A 16,116-nucleotide genomic window follows, 5' to 3' on the forward strand; every position below is an offset into this window, starting at 1 on the left:
CACCCAGGGTCTGTCAGACCGCCATGCCCGCTGCGTGCCCGCTGGCCCAGGCCCACTGGAAGTTGTAGCCGCCCAGCCAGCCGGTAACGTCGACCACTTCGCCGATGAAATACAGACCTGGCACGCGCCGCGATTGCATCGTGCTGGACGACAGCTCATCGGTGTCGACGCCACCGAGCGTGACTTCGGCGGTGCGATAGCCCTCGCTGCCGCTGGCGACCAGCGGCCAGCGCGACAGCACCTCGGCGATCTCGCGCAACTGCGGCGCGTTGAACTGCTTGATCGGTTTGTTCGGCAACCAGAACTCGCACAGACGCTGTGCGAAGCGTTTGGGCATGACTTCGCCGAGCACGGTCTTGAGCTCGGCGGCCGGGCGTTCGTGCTGCCATTGCTGCAATGCCTCGAGGGCATCGCGTCCCGGCAGCAGGTCCAGGCGCAGGTCGTCGCCGGGCTGCCAGTACGAGGAGACCTGCAGGATCGACGGTCCACTGATGCCGCGATGGGTGACCAGCATGAAATTGCTGAAGGACTGGCCGTTGCAGTGGGCGGTCACCGGCAGCGCGACGCCGCTGAGGTCCGCCAGCCGCTCCTGGTGCTTGCCGCTGAGCGTGAGCGGCACCAGGCCGGCGCGCGTGGGCAGCACGGCATGGCCGAACTGGCGGGCCAGTTCGTAACCGAACCCGCTGGCGCCCATCGACGGGATCGACAGGCCGCCGCTGGCCACCACCAGCGCCGGCGCGGCGAACGCGCCGTGGCTGGTGTGCAGGCGGAAGCTGGCGCCCTCGCCGTCGCCGTGGCTGACCCGCTCGATGCTGCAGCTGGTTTCGATGCGCACGCCCGCGGCATGGCATTCGTCCACCAGCATCTTCACGATCAGCTTGGAGGAGATGTCGCAGAACAGCTGGCCCAGTTCCTTCTCGTGGTAGGCGATGCGGTGGCGTTCGACCATTTCGATGAAATGCCACGGCGTGTACCGCGCCAGCGCCGACTTGCAGAAGTGCGGATTGGCCGAGAGGAAATTGGCCGGGGTCGTGCCGGTGTTGGTGAAATTGCAGCGGCCGCCGCCCGACATCAGGATCTTCTTGCCGACGCGATTGGCGTGGTCGACCACCAGCACGCGCTTGCCGCGCTGGCCGGCGGTCAGCGCGCACATCAGTCCGGCTGCGCCGCCGCCAACAATCGCGACGTCGTAGTGCCCGGTCATGCCCGCGCGGCTTCCTCGTCGGATGCCATGCGGGTCAACGGACGGAAGGTGAAGGAATGGCCTTCGCCCAGCCACTGCACTTCGCCGTCCTGGATCAGCACGTTCACGCGCATGCCGCGCTGTTGCACGCCGGCCAGGGCCTCGACGATATCGGCGCCAATGTCGATCACGGTGAGGTTGCGCAGGCGCTTGAGCGCGTAGCTGTTCTTGTCCCACCACACGTCCGAGGCACGGCCGCCGTAGTTCACCACCACCACCTGGCGGGCACGACCGCAGGCCTTGCGGATGCGCGACTCGTCGGGATGGCCCAGGTCGATCCATTGCTCGATCTCGCCGGTGTAGTCGCGCCGCCACATGTCCGGGTCGTCTTCGCTGCTCAGGCCGCGGCCGAACTCCAGGCGCTCCTCGGCGAACAGGGCGTAGGCGAGCAGTCGCACCATCAGCCGCTGCTCCGTCTCCGACGGATGCTGGGCGAGGGTGAGGTTGTAGGTAGCGTAGTGATGGCGGTCGAGGTCGCTGACTTGCAGCTCGGCCTTTACCACGGTGGCCTTGAGCGCCATGGGGTACATCCGGTCGGGGCAGAAAACAGCGCGCATTCTAGGCGCTGCGGGGGGTGCGTGCCGTTCTCAGCGCCATTGCGACTGCAGGGCGGCCGTTCCGGGGGACAATGGCGGCGTGAAACCGCTCCAACCCCATCGCCAAGGCGTGGCCGCGAGTCGCTGGCAGCTTCCACCGGGGCCCTGGCCGACGGTGCTGGAGGGCCTGTGCGCGCGATTCCCGGCGGTGGGGCGCGCGCGCTGGCTGGACCGGATCGAGCGCGGCCTGGTTCGCGACGCCGAAGGGCAGGCGCTGGCGGTGGATGCCGCTTACCGTGTCGGTGCCGAGCTCACCTACTACCGCGAAGTCGAAAGCGAAGCGGAGATTCCGTTCACGGAAGTCGTCCTGCATGCCGACGAGCACCTGGTCATCGCCGACAAACCGCATTTCCTGCCGGTGACGCCGTCAGGCAGGCACGTGGCGCAGACGCTGCTGGCGCGGCTGGTGCTGCGCCTGGGCAATCCGGATCTGGCGCCGCTGCACCGGATTGACCGTGGCACTGCCGGCCTGGTGCTTTTCTCGGCGAATGCGGCCACGCGCGCGCAGTACCAGGCGCTGTTCCCGCAACGCAGGATCAACAAGCGCTACGAGGCGCTGGCGCCCGGCCTGCCTGGCCTCGCGTTTCCGCTGGTGCGCCGGTCGCACCTGGAACGCGGCGAGCCGTTCTTCCGGATGCGCGAAGGCGCGGCTGCGGCAAACAGCGAGACGCGCATCGAGGTGATCGAGCGCGGCGACGGCATCTGGCGCTACGGGCTGGAACCGGTCACGGGACGCAAGCACCAGCTGCGCGTGCACATGGCCGCATTGGGTGCGCCGATTCTCAACGACCCGTTGTATCCGGAGTGCGGCGAACCGGTGGCTGACGACTACAAACAGCCACTGAAGCTGCTGGCGCGCACGCTGCAGTTCGTCGATCCGCTAAGTGGCCAGGAGCGGCGATTCGAGAGCAGACTCGAATTGTGAGCAGTTCCCTTCGAGGGGCTTTCACGTCCATTCCCGCGACGGCAACGTCATCCGCCGCTGAGGCGTCCCGACCAGGTCAAGGAACCGGTTGAACACGTTGTCCGCCTGGCCCTGCATCGTCGCGATGTGCTCGCGCGTCTTCTGCCGGATCATCTCCTCGCTGGCCTGCGCCGGATCCATGCCGACGAGTTCCGCCAACTCGTCGCGGTAAGCCGGGTTGGCCAGCCAGCGCTCGATCAGCCGCTCGTCCATTTCCAGATGAAACTGGAAGCCGTAGGCGTTGTCGCCATAGCGGAACGCCTGCTGCTCGCAGCCCTCGGTGCGCGCCAGATGCTCGGCTTCGCGCGGCACATCGAAACTGTAGCGGTGCCACTGGAACACCGGCGCCGCATCGCCCAGCGGCGACAGCACCGGGTCGGCGCGACCGGCCGCGGTGGTCTGCAACCGGTACCAGCCGATCTCGGCCTGATGGTGGCGACGCACCGGCGCGCCCAGCACGTGCGCCAGCAACTGCGCGCCCAGGCAGATCCCCAGCACCGGCTTGCCCTGTTCGAGCATGCGTTCGATCGCCAGCAGTTCGGTCCGCAGGTGCGGGCGCTGCGCCTGGTCCTCGACGTTCATCGGCCCGCCGAGCACGATCAGGCCGCGATAACGGTCCACGTTCGGCTGGAAATCTGGCTGGCGCTCGAAATTGGCGAAGCGGATGCGATGCCCGCGCTTGCGGATCAGCGGGTCCAGGGTGCCGAGCGGTTCGGCGGCGACGTGCTGGAAGACGAGCAGGCGGGGCATGGCGCGGGCAGGGCGGGTCGACAACCCGACTATGCCAAATCCGGCGCGCCGGACGGTAGCGTCAGGCCCGTGGTGCGGCGGCGATCACGGCAATGGCGACGACGGCCAGCACGATCGCGGCGCGGTTCCAGACGCTGGTCTTCTCGCCGAAGGCGAACACGCCGACCAGCGTGCCCAGCACCACGACGCCGATGTTCATGGCCGCGAATACCACCGACGGATTGTCCGGGAAGGCCTGGTGGGCGCGGACGTAGAAGACGATGTTGCCGAAGTTGAGCAGGCCGAGGACCAATCCGGCGCCGATGTTGCGCGCTTCGATGCGCACCCCGGCGCGCCAGTGCCGGATCGAGATCCAGCCCAGCATCAGCACGAACGCAATCGCGAAGGCCACTTGCAACGCAGCCAGCGACGGCGTGCCAGCCAGGGCGATGCGCTTGAGCATGACGTCGACGACGGCGAAGCCGACCCAGACCACCAGCAGCAGGCCGATACCCGGGCGCGTCGGCGAAGCCACGGCACCGTCCTGCCGCGGCCGGACGACGATGCCGGCCACCGCCAGCAGGCCCAACGCCAGGCCCGCCATCCGCATCCCATCGGCGCGTTCGCCGAACAGCGTGAAGGCCGCCAACAACGACAGCAGCAGTGACAGGCGCTGCGCGACATCGGTGCGGACGATGCCGTTGCTGCGCACCGATGCGGCCAGCACGAGGAACAGCAACGGCAGCACGACCGCCAGGCCGAGCAGGGCGGCCCAGGGCGCATCCGGATGCGACAGGCTCGCCAGCGACGGCTTCAGCAGCAAGGCGCTGAGAACCGTGGCGGCGAGGTAATTCCAGGTCACCAGCTGCGCCACGTCCAGGCGAAAACGTGGCGCAAGCTTCAGGACCACTGCGACGAGCACGCTGCACAGCGCGCTGAATACGATCAGGTGCATCGGCTACCGCTGTGTGGTGTCAGCGCGGCTTGATCAGCGCGGCTTGAACGGCTTGCGCGGACCGGCGCCGTGCGGCTTGCCGCCATGCGGCGGGCGCGGACCGCGCGGGGGCGGGCGACGGTCGTCATCGAATCCACGCTGCGGTGCATCGCCGTAGCGGCCATGCGGACGCTGGCCGCCTTGGCTGTCGGCCTCGTCGGCGCGGCTGATGCGCAGCTGCTGGCCGGCGACGCGCACGCGCTTGAGGTGATCCATGACCTCACGCGGCATGCCTTCGGGCAGGTCAATCAGGCTGAAGTCGTCGCGGATGTCGATGCGGCCGATGAAGCGGCTTTCCAGCTCGGCTTCGTTGGCGATCGCGCCGACGATGTTGCCCGGCTTGACGCCATGGGTGTGGCCGACTTCGATGCGGAAGGTTTCCATGCCGACTTCCGGGGCGCGCTCGCCACGCGGTTCGTGCACGCGCGGCTCGTGCGCGCGCGTCTCCTGCACGCGCGGCTCATGACGGTGCTGGCCCGGGCCCTCGTCATCGAACATCGATTCGGCGGCATTCACCGGACGCTCGAACGAACGCTCACCTGCAGCCGGCGGCGTGAACTGGCGGTCGGCATGGCGGGGACGATCGTCGCGCGGCTGATTCTCGCGCGGCTGATTCTCGCGCGGCTGATTCTCTCGGGGCTGGTACTCGCGCGGCGGTCGCGGCGCGGCATCGCGCTCGCGGCGCGGGTCGCGCTGGCCGTCACGCGGGCCACGCTCAAAACGGTCACGCGGCGAATGCTCGCGCGCACCACGCTCGGGGCGTTCGAAGGGCTGTGCATGCGGGCGCAAACGCTCGGCGGTCACGTCCAGCAGCAGCGGCATGTCGCCCTGCACCAGCTTGGCCAGCGCGGCGGCAATCTCCACCGCCGGCACGTTCTGCTCGCGCTCGTAGCGCTCGACCAGATCGCGGAACTGGCTCACGTCGGACGCTTCCAACGCCGTGGTGATGCGGCCGAGGAAACGGTTGACGCGCTGCTCGTTCACCGTCTCCACGGTGGGCAGCTGCATCTGCTCGATCGGCTGGCGCGTGGCGCGTTCGATCGCACGCAGCATGCCGCGCTCACGCGGGCTGACGAACAGGATCGCCTCGCCCTTGCGGCCGGCGCGACCGGTGCGGCCAATGCGATGGACGTAGCTTTCGGTGTCGTACGGGATGTCATAGTTCAGCACATGGCTGATGCGCTCGACGTCGAGGCCGCGGGCGGCGACGTCGGTGGCGACAAGCACGTCGATCTTGCCATCCTTGAGGTTCTGGATGGTCTTCTCGCGCTGCGCCTGGACCACGTCGCCATTGATGGCGGCGGCGGCAATGCCGCGCGCGGCGAGCTTCTCGGCCAGTTCCTCGGTCGCCATCTTGGTGCGGGCGAACACGATCATCGCGTCGAACGGCTCGGCCTCGAGGATGCGGGTGATGGCATCGAGCTTGTGCATGCCGCTGACCGCCCAGTAGCGCTGGCGGATGTTGGCGGCGGTGGAGGTCTTGGACTTGATCGCGATCTCGACCGGGTCCTTGAGATAGGTCTGGGCGATGCGCTTGATCGGGGCCGGCATCGTCGCCGAGAACAGCGCGACCTGGCGCGTCTCCGGGGTCTTCTTCAGCACGGCTTCGACATCGTCGATGAAGCCCATGCGCAGCATCTCGTCGGCTTCGTCCAGGACAAGGCAGCGCAGCTGCGACAGGTCGAGCGAACCGCGCTCGAGGTGGTCGATGACGCGGCCCGGCGTGCCGACGATCACCTGCACACCGCGCTTGAGCGCCTGCAACTGCGGGTAATAGCTCTGGCCGCCGTAGATCGGCAGGACCTGGAAGTTGGGCAGGTGATGGGCGTACTTCTGGAACGCCTCGGCGACCTGGATCGCCAGCTCGCGTGTCGGCGCCAGCACCAGCGTCTGCGGCGCGCGCTGGTTGGGGTCGATGCGGGCCAGCACCGGCAGCGCGAACGCAGCGGTCTTGCCGGTGCCGGTCTGGGCCTGGCCGAGTACGTCGCGGCCTTCCAGCAGCGGCGGAATGGTGGCCGCCTGAATCGGCGAGGGCGACTCGTAGCCGACATCGGCCAGGGCGCGCATCAGCGGCTCGGGCAGGCCCAGGTCGGAGAATTTGATGGACGGGGCTTCTGCCGGAGAGCTGGCGGAAGGATCCGTGGAGGGGGTGTTGGGCGTTTCGGCGCTCATGGGGGAGGGCTCGGCAGCGCCGGCGAACGCCGGTCGGAAGACCGCCTAGTGTACCGGACTGTGGTGTGTCGGCCGGGTGTAGCGTATTTACCGGGGCCCGCAGACCCCGCGCGGCAACACGGTCGCCTGTGGTGAAAGCAGTGAAGGCGCGCGGTCAGCGCGCCGTCGATGCCGGTGCGGCGGAGGCCTGCAGCCCCCGCACGTCCTTCTCCACCCGGCCATCCTTCATCACGAACTGGACCTGCTTGAGCACCGTCACGTCGCTGAGCGGGTCGCCTGACACCGCGATCAGGTCGGCGCGCTTGCCCGCCTCGAGGCTGCCGACTTCGTCGGCCAGCCCGAGCAGGTCGGCGGCGTTGACGGTGGCGGCCTGGATTGCGCTGGCGGCGGTCATGCCGTGGGCCACCATCAGTTCGAACTCGTCGGCATTGCGGCCGTGCATGCTGACGCCGGCATCGGTGCCGAAGGCGATGCGGACGCCGGCCGGCACCGCACGTTCGAGCGCCTGGCCGGTGATGCCGATGCGCCATTCGATCTTGCTGCGGACCTCGCCGGTATAGGCCTCCGGGTTCCGCGCCAGTCGCTCCTTGTAGCCGTTGACCGTCGACAGCGTGGGCACGTAATAGGCGCCGGTCTTGCGGAACAGGGCGATGTCGGCATCGTCGAGCAGCGTGCCGTGCTCGATCGAATCGGCGCCGGCGCGCAGCGCTACGGCTATACCGTCGGCGCCATGGGCGTGAACGGCGACCTTCTTGTGGTACAGGTGCGCGGTTTCGACGATTGCCTTGGCTTCGTCATCGAACATCTGCTGGCCCAGGCCTGCGCCGATGCGACTGTTGACGCCGCCGGTGGTGGCGATCTTGATCACGTCGACACCGCGCCCGACCTGCAGGCGCACCGCGCGGCGGCAGTCTTCGGCGCCGTCGCAGGTGTTGCCGTGCACGTCGATGGCCGCGTGCAGTTCGTCGCGGAAACCCAGGGTCGGATCCATGTGGCCGGCGGTGGTCGAGATCGCATTGCCGGCATCGATGATGCGCGGCCCGGGCAGCTTGCCGGCGGCAATGGCATCGCGCAGGGCCAGGGTCACGCCGTCCTCGTCGCCGAGGTTGCGCACCGTGGTGAAGCCGGCGGCGAGGGTCTTGCGCGCGTTCACGGCGGCCTCGTAGGCGTGGTCGGCCACGCCCTTGGACACGCCATCGAGCTGGCCTTCCACGCCGGCCTTGTCCGAGACGAGATGGACATGGCTGTCGATCAGGCCGGGCAGGACGTAGCGGTCGCGCAGGTCGATGACGGTGACCGTGGCGGGAACACTGGTGAACGCCGAAGCGTCGAGGAGACCGTCGCGGACCGCTTCGATGCGGCCATCGCGCAGCAGCAGCGTGCTCGGGCCGCGCGGCGCCCGGCCGGGGCGGTCGAGCAGGTGGCCGGCCTGGACCACGGTCCACTGCGGTGTGGCGGACTGGGCGAAGGCGGATGTCGCCGCGGTGGCAGCCAGCAGGCCGGGGAGCAGCAGTGTGAGCGCCGCAGTGCGGCGTGTGGTCCTGGTCATTGCGGTCGATCCCCGGTGCGCGTGCGTTCGCTCGCCGCAGCATAAGCGGTGCGGAGCGAGCGCGTCACGGCAGGCCGGGTCCTGCTTTCGTCTGGCCAGCGCCGCGCTGGGGCAGGCCGGCCGGAGCTTCGTCCGCGTCAGGACTTGTTGCCGGACCCGCTTTCCGGGGGTTCGGGGTTGGAAGGCGGATTGGCGATGTCACGGGCCTGCTGCTTCTTGGCCTGCTTCTCGTCCTGCTTCTTCTTTTTGGCGATTTCGCGCTGGCGCTTCTCGAAGGAATAGTTGGGCTTTGCCATGGGCGATCTCGTTATGCGGGTCGCCAGTGTAGGGCATGGAGGCGAAATTGCCCGTATACGCCGCATTGCCGCGGCTCGGGCGAACGTTGGAAATGGCCTCCGCGGCCCGCACATCAGGCCTTGCGGCGCTGGCCAGGCCTCGCACAACGGCCCAAAGTGACGCGGTGAACATGCTCAACCTCGATTTCGACAATGCCTTCGTCCGCGACCTCCCGGGCGACCCCGACAGTGGTCCCGGCGTGCGTCAGGTCCTTGGCGCTGCGTACTCGCGCGTTTCGCCGACGCCGGTGGCCGCGCCGCAGTTGCTGGCGCATTCGCCGCAGATGGCCCGGCGCCTGGGTTTCAGCGAAGCAGAAGTCGCCTCGCCCCTGTTCGCACAGGTGTTTGCAGGCAATTCGCTGATCGCGGGCATGGACCCGTTCGCCGCCAACTACGGCGGACACCAGTTCGGCAACTGGGCCGGGCAGCTGGGCGACGGCCGCGCCATCAGCCTGGGCGAGATCATCAACGCGGCCGGTGAACGCTGGGAGCTGCAGCTCAAGGGCGCCGGCCCAACCCCCTATTCGCGCACCGCCGACGGCCGCGCGGTGCTGCGGTCCTCGATCCGCGAGTTCCTGTGCAGCGAGGCCATGCATCACCTGGGCGTCCCGACCACGCGCGCGCTCAGCCTGGTCGGCACCGGCGAATGGGTCGAGCGCGACATGTTCTACGACGGCCACCCGGAGATGGAGCCGGGCGCCATCGTCTGCCGCGTCGCGCCCTCGTTCATCCGCTTCGGCAACTTCGAGCTGCCGGCGTCGCGCGACGACGTCGAGTTGTTGAAGCAGCTGGTCAACTTCTGCATCCGCCGCGACTTCCCGGAGCTGCGCGGTCAGGGCCAGGCGCTGCACGCGCAGTGGTTCGCGCAGGTATGCGAGCGCACCGCGGTGATGGTCGCGCACTGGATGCGGGTCGGTTTCGTCCACGGCGTGATGAACACCGACAACATGTCGATTCTCGGCCTGACCATCGACTACGGCCCGTACGGCTGGGTCGACAACTTCGACCCCGGCTGGACGCCCAACACCACCGACCGCCACCAGCGCCGCTACCGCTTCGGCCAGCAACCGCAGGTGGCGTACTGGAACCTGGGCCGCCTGGCCGGGTCGCTGTCGTTGCTGTTCGATGGCGTCGAGCCGTTGCAGGACGGCCTGCGCTGCTTCGTCGAAACCTTCACCGCCGCCGACCGCGACAACACCGCGCGCAAGCTGGGCCTGGCCGAATGCCGCGACGAGGACATCGGCCTGATGCAATCGCTGCAGGACCTGATGACGCAGGCCGAGGTCGACATGACGCTGATGTTCCGCGGCCTCGCCGATCTGGACCTCGACGGCGACACACCCGACCCTGCGCCGCTGCGCGAGGCCTTCTACGACGAAGGCCGGCGCGAGACCGCCGAGCCGGCGTTGCGGGAGTGGCTGGGGCGCTACGCCGCCCGCTTGCGCGACCAGGTGCTGCCTGCAGGCGAGCGCCGTTCACGCATGAATGCCGCCAACCCGCGTTACGTCCTGCGCAACTACCTGGCGCAACAGGCGATCGACCGCGCCAGCCAGGGCGACGTCGCCGCCGTCACCGAACTGCTCCAGGTCATGCGCCACCCCTACGACGAGCAGCCCGGGCGCGAAGCGTTTGCCGGACGCCGCCCCGACTGGGCGCGCGAGCGTGCCGGCTGTTCGATGCTCTCGTGCAGTTCGTAACGCGACCTTCCACACGCCGCCTACACAAAGCTGGCGGATCATGGCGCCGACAAGGCGACGGGTGGGGGCGGGACATGCAAGGCAATCAAAACTTTCAACTGCGGGCCGCGGTTCGCGGCACCGTGCTGGCGTCGATTCTGGCCCTGTTCGCGATGACGGCCACCACCGCATTGGCCTCCACGCCGGCGGAGGGCGACCACGCCGTCGGCACGCTGGTACGCGTGGACGTGGACAGCAAGCGGCTGGCGCTCGCCACCGACGCCCAGACCGGTAGCGAGCTGGGGCAGGGCGGCGAGATCAACATCTACGTCGACGCCACCACCACCGCCACGCGCGCCGGCAAGCGGATCAAGCTGATCGAGCTCAAGCCCGGCGAACGCCTGCTGGTGCGCACGCAGTCGAGCCGCAACCGGGTGCAGGCCGTCAAGATCCTGGTGCTGCCCAACACCAACATGGCGCAGGGCGCCGGCCGATATCTGCATGGCACGATCAGCGACGTCAACACGCGCACGCGGACGCTGAATATCAGCCAGTCCGAAAGCCGGATCCTCAACCGCATCGGTTACGACGAGCAGACCACCCTGGTCGGGCTCGACGGCAAGTCGATTCCCCTGAACACCCTCAAGCCGGGCGACGAGATCGATACGGGGCTGCGCCTGCGCGGCAGGATCACCACCGCCACCAGCATGGTGCTGCTGCGCCCCACGTCAGGGCCCTGATTCCAGGCGTTCTGCTGTCGTGGAAAACGGGGCGGCCATCATCAGTCGCCCCTTGCACCCGGTCCTGGCCTTTGCCGTGGCCGATGGCGGCGGTAGCCCATCGACGACCCTTGGCCCATCGGCGACCGCCGCGGAGGCCGCCGCCGTCAGGCCGGGCGGCCAGTGCCAGGCCGTTCAGCTCTTCCCGGCCTTCTTCTCGCTCTTCTCGGCGCGCTTTTCCTTCATCGTCTTCGCCGGCTTCTTCTTGGTTTCTTTCTTGCGATCCATGCCTTTGCTCATGGCATTCCCCTGGTCAGGTGGCCGCGGCACCGTGCTGCGGCCTGGCGCCAAGTATGCGCCGGTGGCAGATCGCATGGCACTGCGACCGCCCGCGCCACGTAGAATGGTCCGATGCCCCTGATGACCCTGCAAAACGTCGACTACAGCGTCGGCGGCCCGCTGCTGCTGCAAAATGTAGCCCTGTCCATTGAAGCCGGTGAGCGCATTGCCCTGATCGGGCGCAACGGCGCCGGCAAATCGACCCTGATGCGCCTGCTCGCCGGAGAAATCCAGGCCGATGGCGGCGAAGTCCTGCGCGAAGGCGGCGTCCGCGTGGCGCGCCTGGAGCAGGAGGTCCCCAATGACGCCGGCGGCGACGTCTGGGACGTGGTGGCCGGCGGCCTCGGCGATCTGGGCGCATGGCTGGCGCAGTACCACCATCTCAGCCATGCCGAGCACGTCGACATGGATGCCCTCGCGCGCGTCCAGGGCAAGATCGAGGACGCCAACGGCTGGTCGCTCGACCAGCGCGTGACCGAAACCCTCGAACGCCTGGGCCTCGACGGCGATGCGCTGTTCTCGAGCCTGTCCGGCGGCCTCAAGCGGCGCGTGCTGCTGGCGCGCGCGCTGGTGTCGGCGCCGGACCTGCTGCTGCTGGACGAACCGACCAACCACCTCGACATCGAAGCCATCGACTGGCTGGAAACCTTCCTCAAGGGCTGGCAGGGCGCGCTGTTGTTCGTCACCCATGACCGCCGCTTCCTGCGATCGCTGGCCACGCGCATCGTCGAGATCGACCGCGGCCAGGTCACCAGCTGGCCGGGCGACTGGGCCAACTACGAACGCCGCCGCGAAGAGCGCCTCAACGCCGAAGCGCAGGAAAACGCGCGCTTCGACAAGATGCTCGCGCAGGAGGAAGTCTGGATCCGCCAGGGCATCAAGGCCCGCCGCACCCGCGACGAGGGCCGCGTGCGTCGCCTCAAGGCGATGCGGGTGGAACGTTCGCATCGACGCGACCTGACCGGCAACGTGAAGATGGCGCTGGCGCAGAGCGAGTCGTCCGGCCGCAAGGTCGTCGAAGCCAAGGGCGTGAGTTTTGCCCATGGCCATCGCGAGCTGATCACCGATCTTTCGACCACGATTTTCCGCGGCGATCGCATCGGCCTGATCGGCCCCAATGGCAGCGGCAAGACCACCCTGATCAAGCTCCTGCTGGGCGAACTCAAGCCCGACGCCGGCGAGATCGTGCTCGGCAGCAACCTGCAGGTTGCCTATTTCGACCAGTACCGCGCGACCCTGCGCGAGGACTGGAATGCACTGGAGAACGTCGCCGAAGGCCGCGAGTTCGTCGAGGTCGGCGGCAAATCCAAGCACGTGATCGGTTACCTGCAGGACTTCCTGTTCACGCCTGAGCGCGCGCGTGCGCCGATCACCCGCCTGTCCGGTGGCGAGCGCAACCGCCTGCTGCTGGCCAAGCTGTTCGCGCAGCCGTCCAACCTGCTGGTGATGGACGAACCGACCAACGACCTCGACGTGGAAACGCTGGAACTGCTCGAGGAGATGCTCGGCGATTACCCGGGTACCTTGCTGCTGGTCAGCCACGACCGCGACTTCCTCGACAACGTCGTGACCTCGACGCTGGTCATGGAGGGCGAGGGCCAGGTCGGCGAGTACGTCGGCGGCTACACCGACTGGGTGCGCCAGCGTCCGGTCGCATCGCTCGCGGCGCCGGCGAAGCAGACCGCCGCCGTTGTGCCTGCCACGCCGGTGGCAGTCGCCCCGGCTGCGCCCAGGCGCAAGCTCAGCTACAAGGAAGCGCGCGAGCTGGAACAGCTTCCGCTGCGGATCGAGACGCTGGAAACCCGGGTGGCCGAGCTGACCGCGCAGATGAACGAACCGGCCTTCTATCAGCGCGATGCGGCAGGGATCAACGCCCACAACGCATCGCTGGCCCAGACCCAGCTCGAACTGGACGCCGCGTACGCACGCTGGAGCGAGCTGGACGCGTAGGGCGCCCTCATTCCCGCGCATTCCGTCATCCCGGCGAACGCCGGGATCCCTCTACCCGTCATCCCTGCGCAGGCGGGGATCCATCGACCTCGGCTCCCCTCATCTCACGCGATGAGACACCCCGGCGGCAGATTGAGCGGATGCCCCAGTCCCTCGCCCAGCCCGGGCTGTTCGAATCCGGCCCGCGCACCCTGATCGCCGACGAAGAAGGGGGCGTGAGCTATTGGCCGCGGTTCCTCGACGACGACCTTGCCGCCGAGTGGTTCGCCGTACTGCGCGATAGCGTCGCCTGGCAGGCGCAGCAACGTCCGATGTACGACCGCATCGTCGACGTGCCGCGGCTGGTTGCCGGCTTCGGCCTCGACGACGCGGACCTTCCATCGCCGCTCGCCGAAGCAGCCGCGCGCCTGCGTCACCGCCTCCGGGCGCCGTTCAATTCGGTGGGCCTCAACTTCTATCGCGATGGCCACGACAGCGTCGCCCCGCACAACGACAAGCTGCACAGCCTGGTGCCGGGCCAACCCATTGCCCTGCTGTCGCTGGGTGCAACCCGGCGGATGGCCATCCGCGCCAAGACGCCGCCCGCGCGCAGCGTGCACATCGACCTGGAGCCGGGCAGCGTGCTGGTGATGAGCCATGCCTCGCAGCTGCATTACCTGCACGGCATCGCCAAGACACGCGAACCGGTCGGACCGCGCATCAGCCTGGCGTTTCGGGTCCGTCCGGCGGCCTCGCGCTGACCGCACTTGCGGCGCTCGCACGGCGATGGATTAATGGCTCGACCGGGCCATTCCGCAGCGGGACCCGCAGCGATGCAGTCGCAATCCCATCGCCTGTTCTTTGCACTCTGGCCCGGCGACGACCTGCGGCATGCCATCGACCTCACGTCGGTTCGCCTCGAGCGCGAGTTCACGCCCGGGGGGCGCAGGCTCGATGCCGCGCGCTTCCACCTCACGCTGCAGTTCCTCGGCGATTTCCTGCCCGTTCCGGAAGCGCCCGCTCCGGAAGCGTTGATCGACAACGCGCGCGCGGCGGCAGCGCAGGTGATTGCACTGCCGTTCGAGCTGACGCTCGATTGCGCCGGAAGCTTCCGCGGCAGCCGCGTCTGGTGGCTCGGTACCGGCACGCCGGCCCCCGGCCTGCACCACCTGTGGCAGGTGCTGGGCGACGCCCTGGAGCAGCACGGCGTGCCGACGCGGTCTGCGGCCGGCTTCAGCCCGCACCTGACCATCCAGCGCAACGCGCGCAGGCACCTCGCCGAAACGATGCCCGTCGCTCCGTTGAACTGGACCGTGCGCGACTTCGTGCTGGTCGACAGCCAGTCCTGCCATCCTTACCGGATCATCGGGCGCTGGCCGCTGCAGGCCTAGGCCGACACGTCCGGCGGCATTTCGCTCGCCCACGCCAGCGCCGCCTCACGTTCGCCTGGTGCGAACGAACGGATCTGGGTATGCGGCAAGAAGTGTCCGGAGAACTCCGAAATGCTGCCCAGCCAGTGCTTGTCGGTGACGATCGCACCGCGGGCGAAACGGCCGTACTCGCCGAATTTGGCGACCGCGTAGCGCAGGTCCTTGCCCATGGCCTGTGCGGTCAGCCCGGTGAAGCCGGTCAGGTCGCAGAACAGGCCGATGCGCTGGTGCTGCGCCAGCCGTGCTTCGACATCGGCAATGCAGCGGTCGTAGTCGTCGCCGTCGAGGGTTCCACTGAAGTGGTACGCGCCGACGTGCGATGGCGAAGGCAGGATCTCGATCATGGCGTCCTCACTCGTGCATGTCATTGGTGCATGTCATTGGTGCTTGTCATTCGTGCAGGAATGCGCCGCAGCCCTTGTAGGTCTTGCCGCCGGCGCTGAGCTGCGCGCTGGCCTGGTACGTGCTGCCGCTCATGTCGTCCTGGCACGGTTTGCGCTCGATCCGCAGCGCCACGTCGGTGCCGTTGGCGGTCTTGCCGCTGAAGCCTGTCGCGCCCTCGAGCGGTTTCGCATTGGCGACCTCGATCTTGCGTGCGCCGTAGTCGAGTTCGGCGTGCAGCAGCGGCGCTTCGCCCATGCCGACTTCGACCCACCAGCCCGGTTCGTTGCCGACCGCGCGGAAGCCAATGCCGCGGTCCTTTGCGGCTTCCCACGGCGACGGACCATCGGCCTGGCTGCACTCGCGCTTGTCCTCGCCAGCCAGGGTCAGCGTACCGCTGGGGCCCTTGCTCCAGAACTCGTTGCCCTTGTCGTCGGCGTAGCGCGCGCCCGAAGCGGCGACTGCCAGCGGAATCGTCAGGCTGCGTCCGGAGAACGACAGCACGGCGCGCTCTGGCGGATTGAAGTCGGCGCTGATCCGCAGGTCGCCACACTGCCAGTAGCTGACCTGGGTGGTGGCGGCAGCAGCGGCAGGCGCGGATGGCGCAACCCGCACCAGTTGCAGGTCTACCGGCGCATTCGCAGCCGGATCCACCGCGGTGCGCGTGTCGGTGACGAACCACAGCTTGCCGTCGGGTCCGTACAGCGAGGCGTGCAGGCCGTACTTGCCGCCCTCGCGCAGCTTGACCGGGTCGTAGGGCAGGCTGAAGGCATACGGCGGACCAGACGGGTCCTTGAAGCTGCGATCCGACAACACCGCCTGCGGCGTGTCGGCGAGCTGGCTGTCGATCAGCTGCACGCGCAGGCTCGAGCCGGGCGGCATCATGATCCGTTCGCGGTAGCTCGCCGTGCCGGTGATCGCGTGCGCGCCCTGCGTGACGGGCGGCGCCGGTTTCGCGGACGTCGTCCCCGAATCCGGGCCGGCCTGGCACGCCGCGAGCGACAGCGCCACGGCAATGCCGAGCAGGGGCAACGAAAGCGACTTCGAAACGGGCATGGGC

The 16,116-nt window shown here is 68.4% G+C and carries 15 protein-coding genes; 6 read left to right on the top strand and 9 right to left on the bottom strand.

All coding sequences use genetic code 11. The features are described 5' to 3' along the window. Positions 1–13: 13 nt before the first annotated feature. Both AB4Y64_RS08655 and AB4Y64_RS08660 read right to left on the bottom strand, forming a co-directional pair. Positions 14–1,204, bottom strand: a complete 1,191-nt coding sequence (locus AB4Y64_RS08655; protein WP_441816047.1) for an NAD(P)/FAD-dependent oxidoreductase — start codon at positions 1,202–1,204, stop codon at positions 14–16. After that, positions 1,201–1,764, bottom strand: a complete 564-nt coding sequence (locus tag AB4Y64_RS08660) for a YaeQ family protein (RefSeq protein ID WP_441816048.1) — start codon at positions 1,762–1,764, stop codon at positions 1,201–1,203. The genes AB4Y64_RS08655 and AB4Y64_RS08660 overlap by 4 nt, the downstream gene beginning before the upstream one ends. Before the next feature lie 115 nt (positions 1,765–1,879). On the opposite strand from AB4Y64_RS08660, the gene AB4Y64_RS08665 reads away from it, so the two are divergent. Beyond that, positions 1,880–2,764 (top strand): pseudouridine synthase, encoded by an 885-nt coding sequence (locus AB4Y64_RS08665; protein ID WP_441816049.1) that lies wholly within the window; start codon positions 1,880–1,882, stop codon positions 2,762–2,764. 21 nt (positions 2,765–2,785) lie between these two features. Here AB4Y64_RS08665 and AB4Y64_RS08670 read toward each other — a convergent pair whose 3' ends face one another. From AB4Y64_RS08670 to AB4Y64_RS08690, 5 genes are all read right to left on the bottom strand, one after another. Then, a complete protein-coding gene (locus tag AB4Y64_RS08670) occupies positions 2,786–3,553 on the bottom strand; it encodes a type 1 glutamine amidotransferase (protein ID WP_441816050.1) in 768 nt (255 codons plus the stop codon). A gap of 61 nt (positions 3,554–3,614) precedes the next feature. Then, a complete protein-coding gene (locus tag AB4Y64_RS08675; RefSeq protein WP_441816051.1) occupies positions 3,615–4,487 on the bottom strand; it encodes an EamA family transporter in 873 nt (290 codons plus the stop codon). 33 nt (positions 4,488–4,520) lie between these two features. Then, positions 4,521–6,698: a DEAD/DEAH box helicase gene (locus tag AB4Y64_RS08680; RefSeq protein WP_441816052.1), complete on the bottom strand. Its 2,178-nt coding sequence runs from the start codon at positions 6,696–6,698 to the stop codon at positions 4,521–4,523. A gap of 154 nt (positions 6,699–6,852) precedes the next feature. Beyond that, positions 6,853–8,247 carry an amidohydrolase family protein gene (locus tag AB4Y64_RS08685; RefSeq protein WP_441816053.1) on the bottom strand — a complete coding sequence of 465 codons (1,395 nt, stop codon included), beginning with the start codon at positions 8,245–8,247 and terminating at the stop codon, positions 6,853–6,855. Positions 8,248–8,384: 137 nt separating this feature from the next. Further along, positions 8,385–8,543 carry a hypothetical protein gene (locus AB4Y64_RS08690; RefSeq protein ID WP_441816054.1) on the bottom strand — a complete coding sequence of 53 codons (159 nt, stop codon included), beginning with the start codon at positions 8,541–8,543 and terminating at the stop codon, positions 8,385–8,387. A 170-nt stretch (positions 8,544–8,713) separates the two neighbouring features. Between AB4Y64_RS08690 and AB4Y64_RS08695 the strand changes: the two genes are divergently transcribed. The 5 genes from AB4Y64_RS08695 (at position 8,714) to thpR (ending at position 14,636) form a co-directional block, all read left to right on the top strand. Beyond that, entirely contained in the window at positions 8,714–10,279 is a 1,566-nt protein-coding gene (locus tag AB4Y64_RS08695) for a protein adenylyltransferase SelO (protein ID WP_441816055.1), read from the top strand. Between the two features lie 74 nt (positions 10,280–10,353). Further along, positions 10,354–10,998, top strand: a complete 645-nt coding sequence (locus AB4Y64_RS08700) for a hypothetical protein (protein WP_441816056.1) — start codon at positions 10,354–10,356, stop codon at positions 10,996–10,998. 390 nt (positions 10,999–11,388) lie between these two features. Next, positions 11,389–13,266, top strand: coding sequence for an ATP-binding cassette domain-containing protein (locus AB4Y64_RS08705; protein WP_441816057.1), 1,878 nt, complete (start codon positions 11,389–11,391; stop codon positions 13,264–13,266). Positions 13,267–13,406: 140 nt separating this feature from the next. Beyond that, positions 13,407–14,006, top strand: coding sequence for an alpha-ketoglutarate-dependent dioxygenase AlkB family protein (locus AB4Y64_RS08710; RefSeq protein ID WP_441816058.1), 600 nt, complete (start codon positions 13,407–13,409; stop codon positions 14,004–14,006). Positions 14,007–14,078: 72 nt separating this feature from the next. Beyond that, positions 14,079–14,636, top strand: coding sequence for an RNA 2',3'-cyclic phosphodiesterase (thpR, locus tag AB4Y64_RS08715; RefSeq protein ID WP_441816059.1), 558 nt, complete (start codon positions 14,079–14,081; stop codon positions 14,634–14,636). On the opposite strand, the gene AB4Y64_RS08720 is transcribed toward thpR, so the two are convergent. Both AB4Y64_RS08720 and AB4Y64_RS08725 read right to left on the bottom strand, forming a co-directional pair. Next, a complete protein-coding gene (locus AB4Y64_RS08720) occupies positions 14,633–15,019 on the bottom strand; it encodes an STAS/SEC14 domain-containing protein (protein WP_441816060.1) in 387 nt (128 codons plus the stop codon). The two genes, thpR and AB4Y64_RS08720, sit on opposite strands and share 4 nt — an antisense overlap. 46 nt (positions 15,020–15,065) lie before the next feature. Then, a complete protein-coding gene (locus AB4Y64_RS08725; RefSeq protein WP_441816061.1) occupies positions 15,066–16,112 on the bottom strand; it encodes a YbaY family lipoprotein in 1,047 nt (348 codons plus the stop codon). Positions 16,113–16,116 lie beyond the last annotated feature (4 nt).

The sequence above is a fragment of the Lysobacter sp. TAF61 genome (assembly GCF_052113485.1).
Classification (GTDB): Bacteria; Pseudomonadota; Gammaproteobacteria; order Xanthomonadales; family Xanthomonadaceae; genus Lysobacter_J.

What these genes read in the sequence shown, in the direction of transcription:
- AB4Y64_RS08705 (WP_441816057.1), top strand. Translation starts at nt 11,389, where the DNA reads ATGCCCCTGATGACCCTGCAAAACGTCGACTACAGCGTCGGCGGCCCG.
- AB4Y64_RS08690 (WP_441816054.1), bottom strand. Translation starts at nt 8,543, where the DNA reads ATGGCAAAGCCCAACTATTCCTTCGAGAAGCGCCAGCGCGAAATCGCC.
- AB4Y64_RS08700 (WP_441816056.1), top strand. Translation starts at nt 10,354, where the DNA reads ATGCAAGGCAATCAAAACTTTCAACTGCGGGCCGCGGTTCGCGGCACC.
- AB4Y64_RS08680 (WP_441816052.1), bottom strand. Translation starts at nt 6,698, where the DNA reads ATGAGCGCCGAAACGCCCAACACCCCCTCCACGGATCCTTCCGCCAGC.
- AB4Y64_RS08710 (WP_441816058.1), top strand. Translation starts at nt 13,407, where the DNA reads ATGCCCCAGTCCCTCGCCCAGCCCGGGCTGTTCGAATCCGGCCCGCGC.
- AB4Y64_RS08695 (WP_441816055.1), top strand. Translation starts at nt 8,714, where the DNA reads ATGCTCAACCTCGATTTCGACAATGCCTTCGTCCGCGACCTCCCGGGC.
- AB4Y64_RS08725 (WP_441816061.1), bottom strand. Translation starts at nt 16,112, where the DNA reads ATGCCCGTTTCGAAGTCGCTTTCGTTGCCCCTGCTCGGCATTGCCGTG.
- AB4Y64_RS08720 (WP_441816060.1), bottom strand. Translation starts at nt 15,019, where the DNA reads ATGATCGAGATCCTGCCTTCGCCATCGCACGTCGGCGCGTACCACTTC.
- AB4Y64_RS08685 (WP_441816053.1), bottom strand. Translation starts at nt 8,247, where the DNA reads ATGACCAGGACCACACGCCGCACTGCGGCGCTCACACTGCTGCTCCCC.
- AB4Y64_RS08670 (WP_441816050.1), bottom strand. Translation starts at nt 3,553, where the DNA reads ATGCCCCGCCTGCTCGTCTTCCAGCACGTCGCCGCCGAACCGCTCGGC.
- AB4Y64_RS08655 (WP_441816047.1), bottom strand. Translation starts at nt 1,204, where the DNA reads ATGACCGGGCACTACGACGTCGCGATTGTTGGCGGCGGCGCAGCCGGA.
- AB4Y64_RS08675 (WP_441816051.1), bottom strand. Translation starts at nt 4,487, where the DNA reads ATGCACCTGATCGTATTCAGCGCGCTGTGCAGCGTGCTCGTCGCAGTG.
- AB4Y64_RS08660 (WP_441816048.1), bottom strand. Translation starts at nt 1,764, where the DNA reads ATGGCGCTCAAGGCCACCGTGGTAAAGGCCGAGCTGCAAGTCAGCGAC.
- thpR (WP_441816059.1), top strand. Translation starts at nt 14,079, where the DNA reads ATGCAGTCGCAATCCCATCGCCTGTTCTTTGCACTCTGGCCCGGCGAC.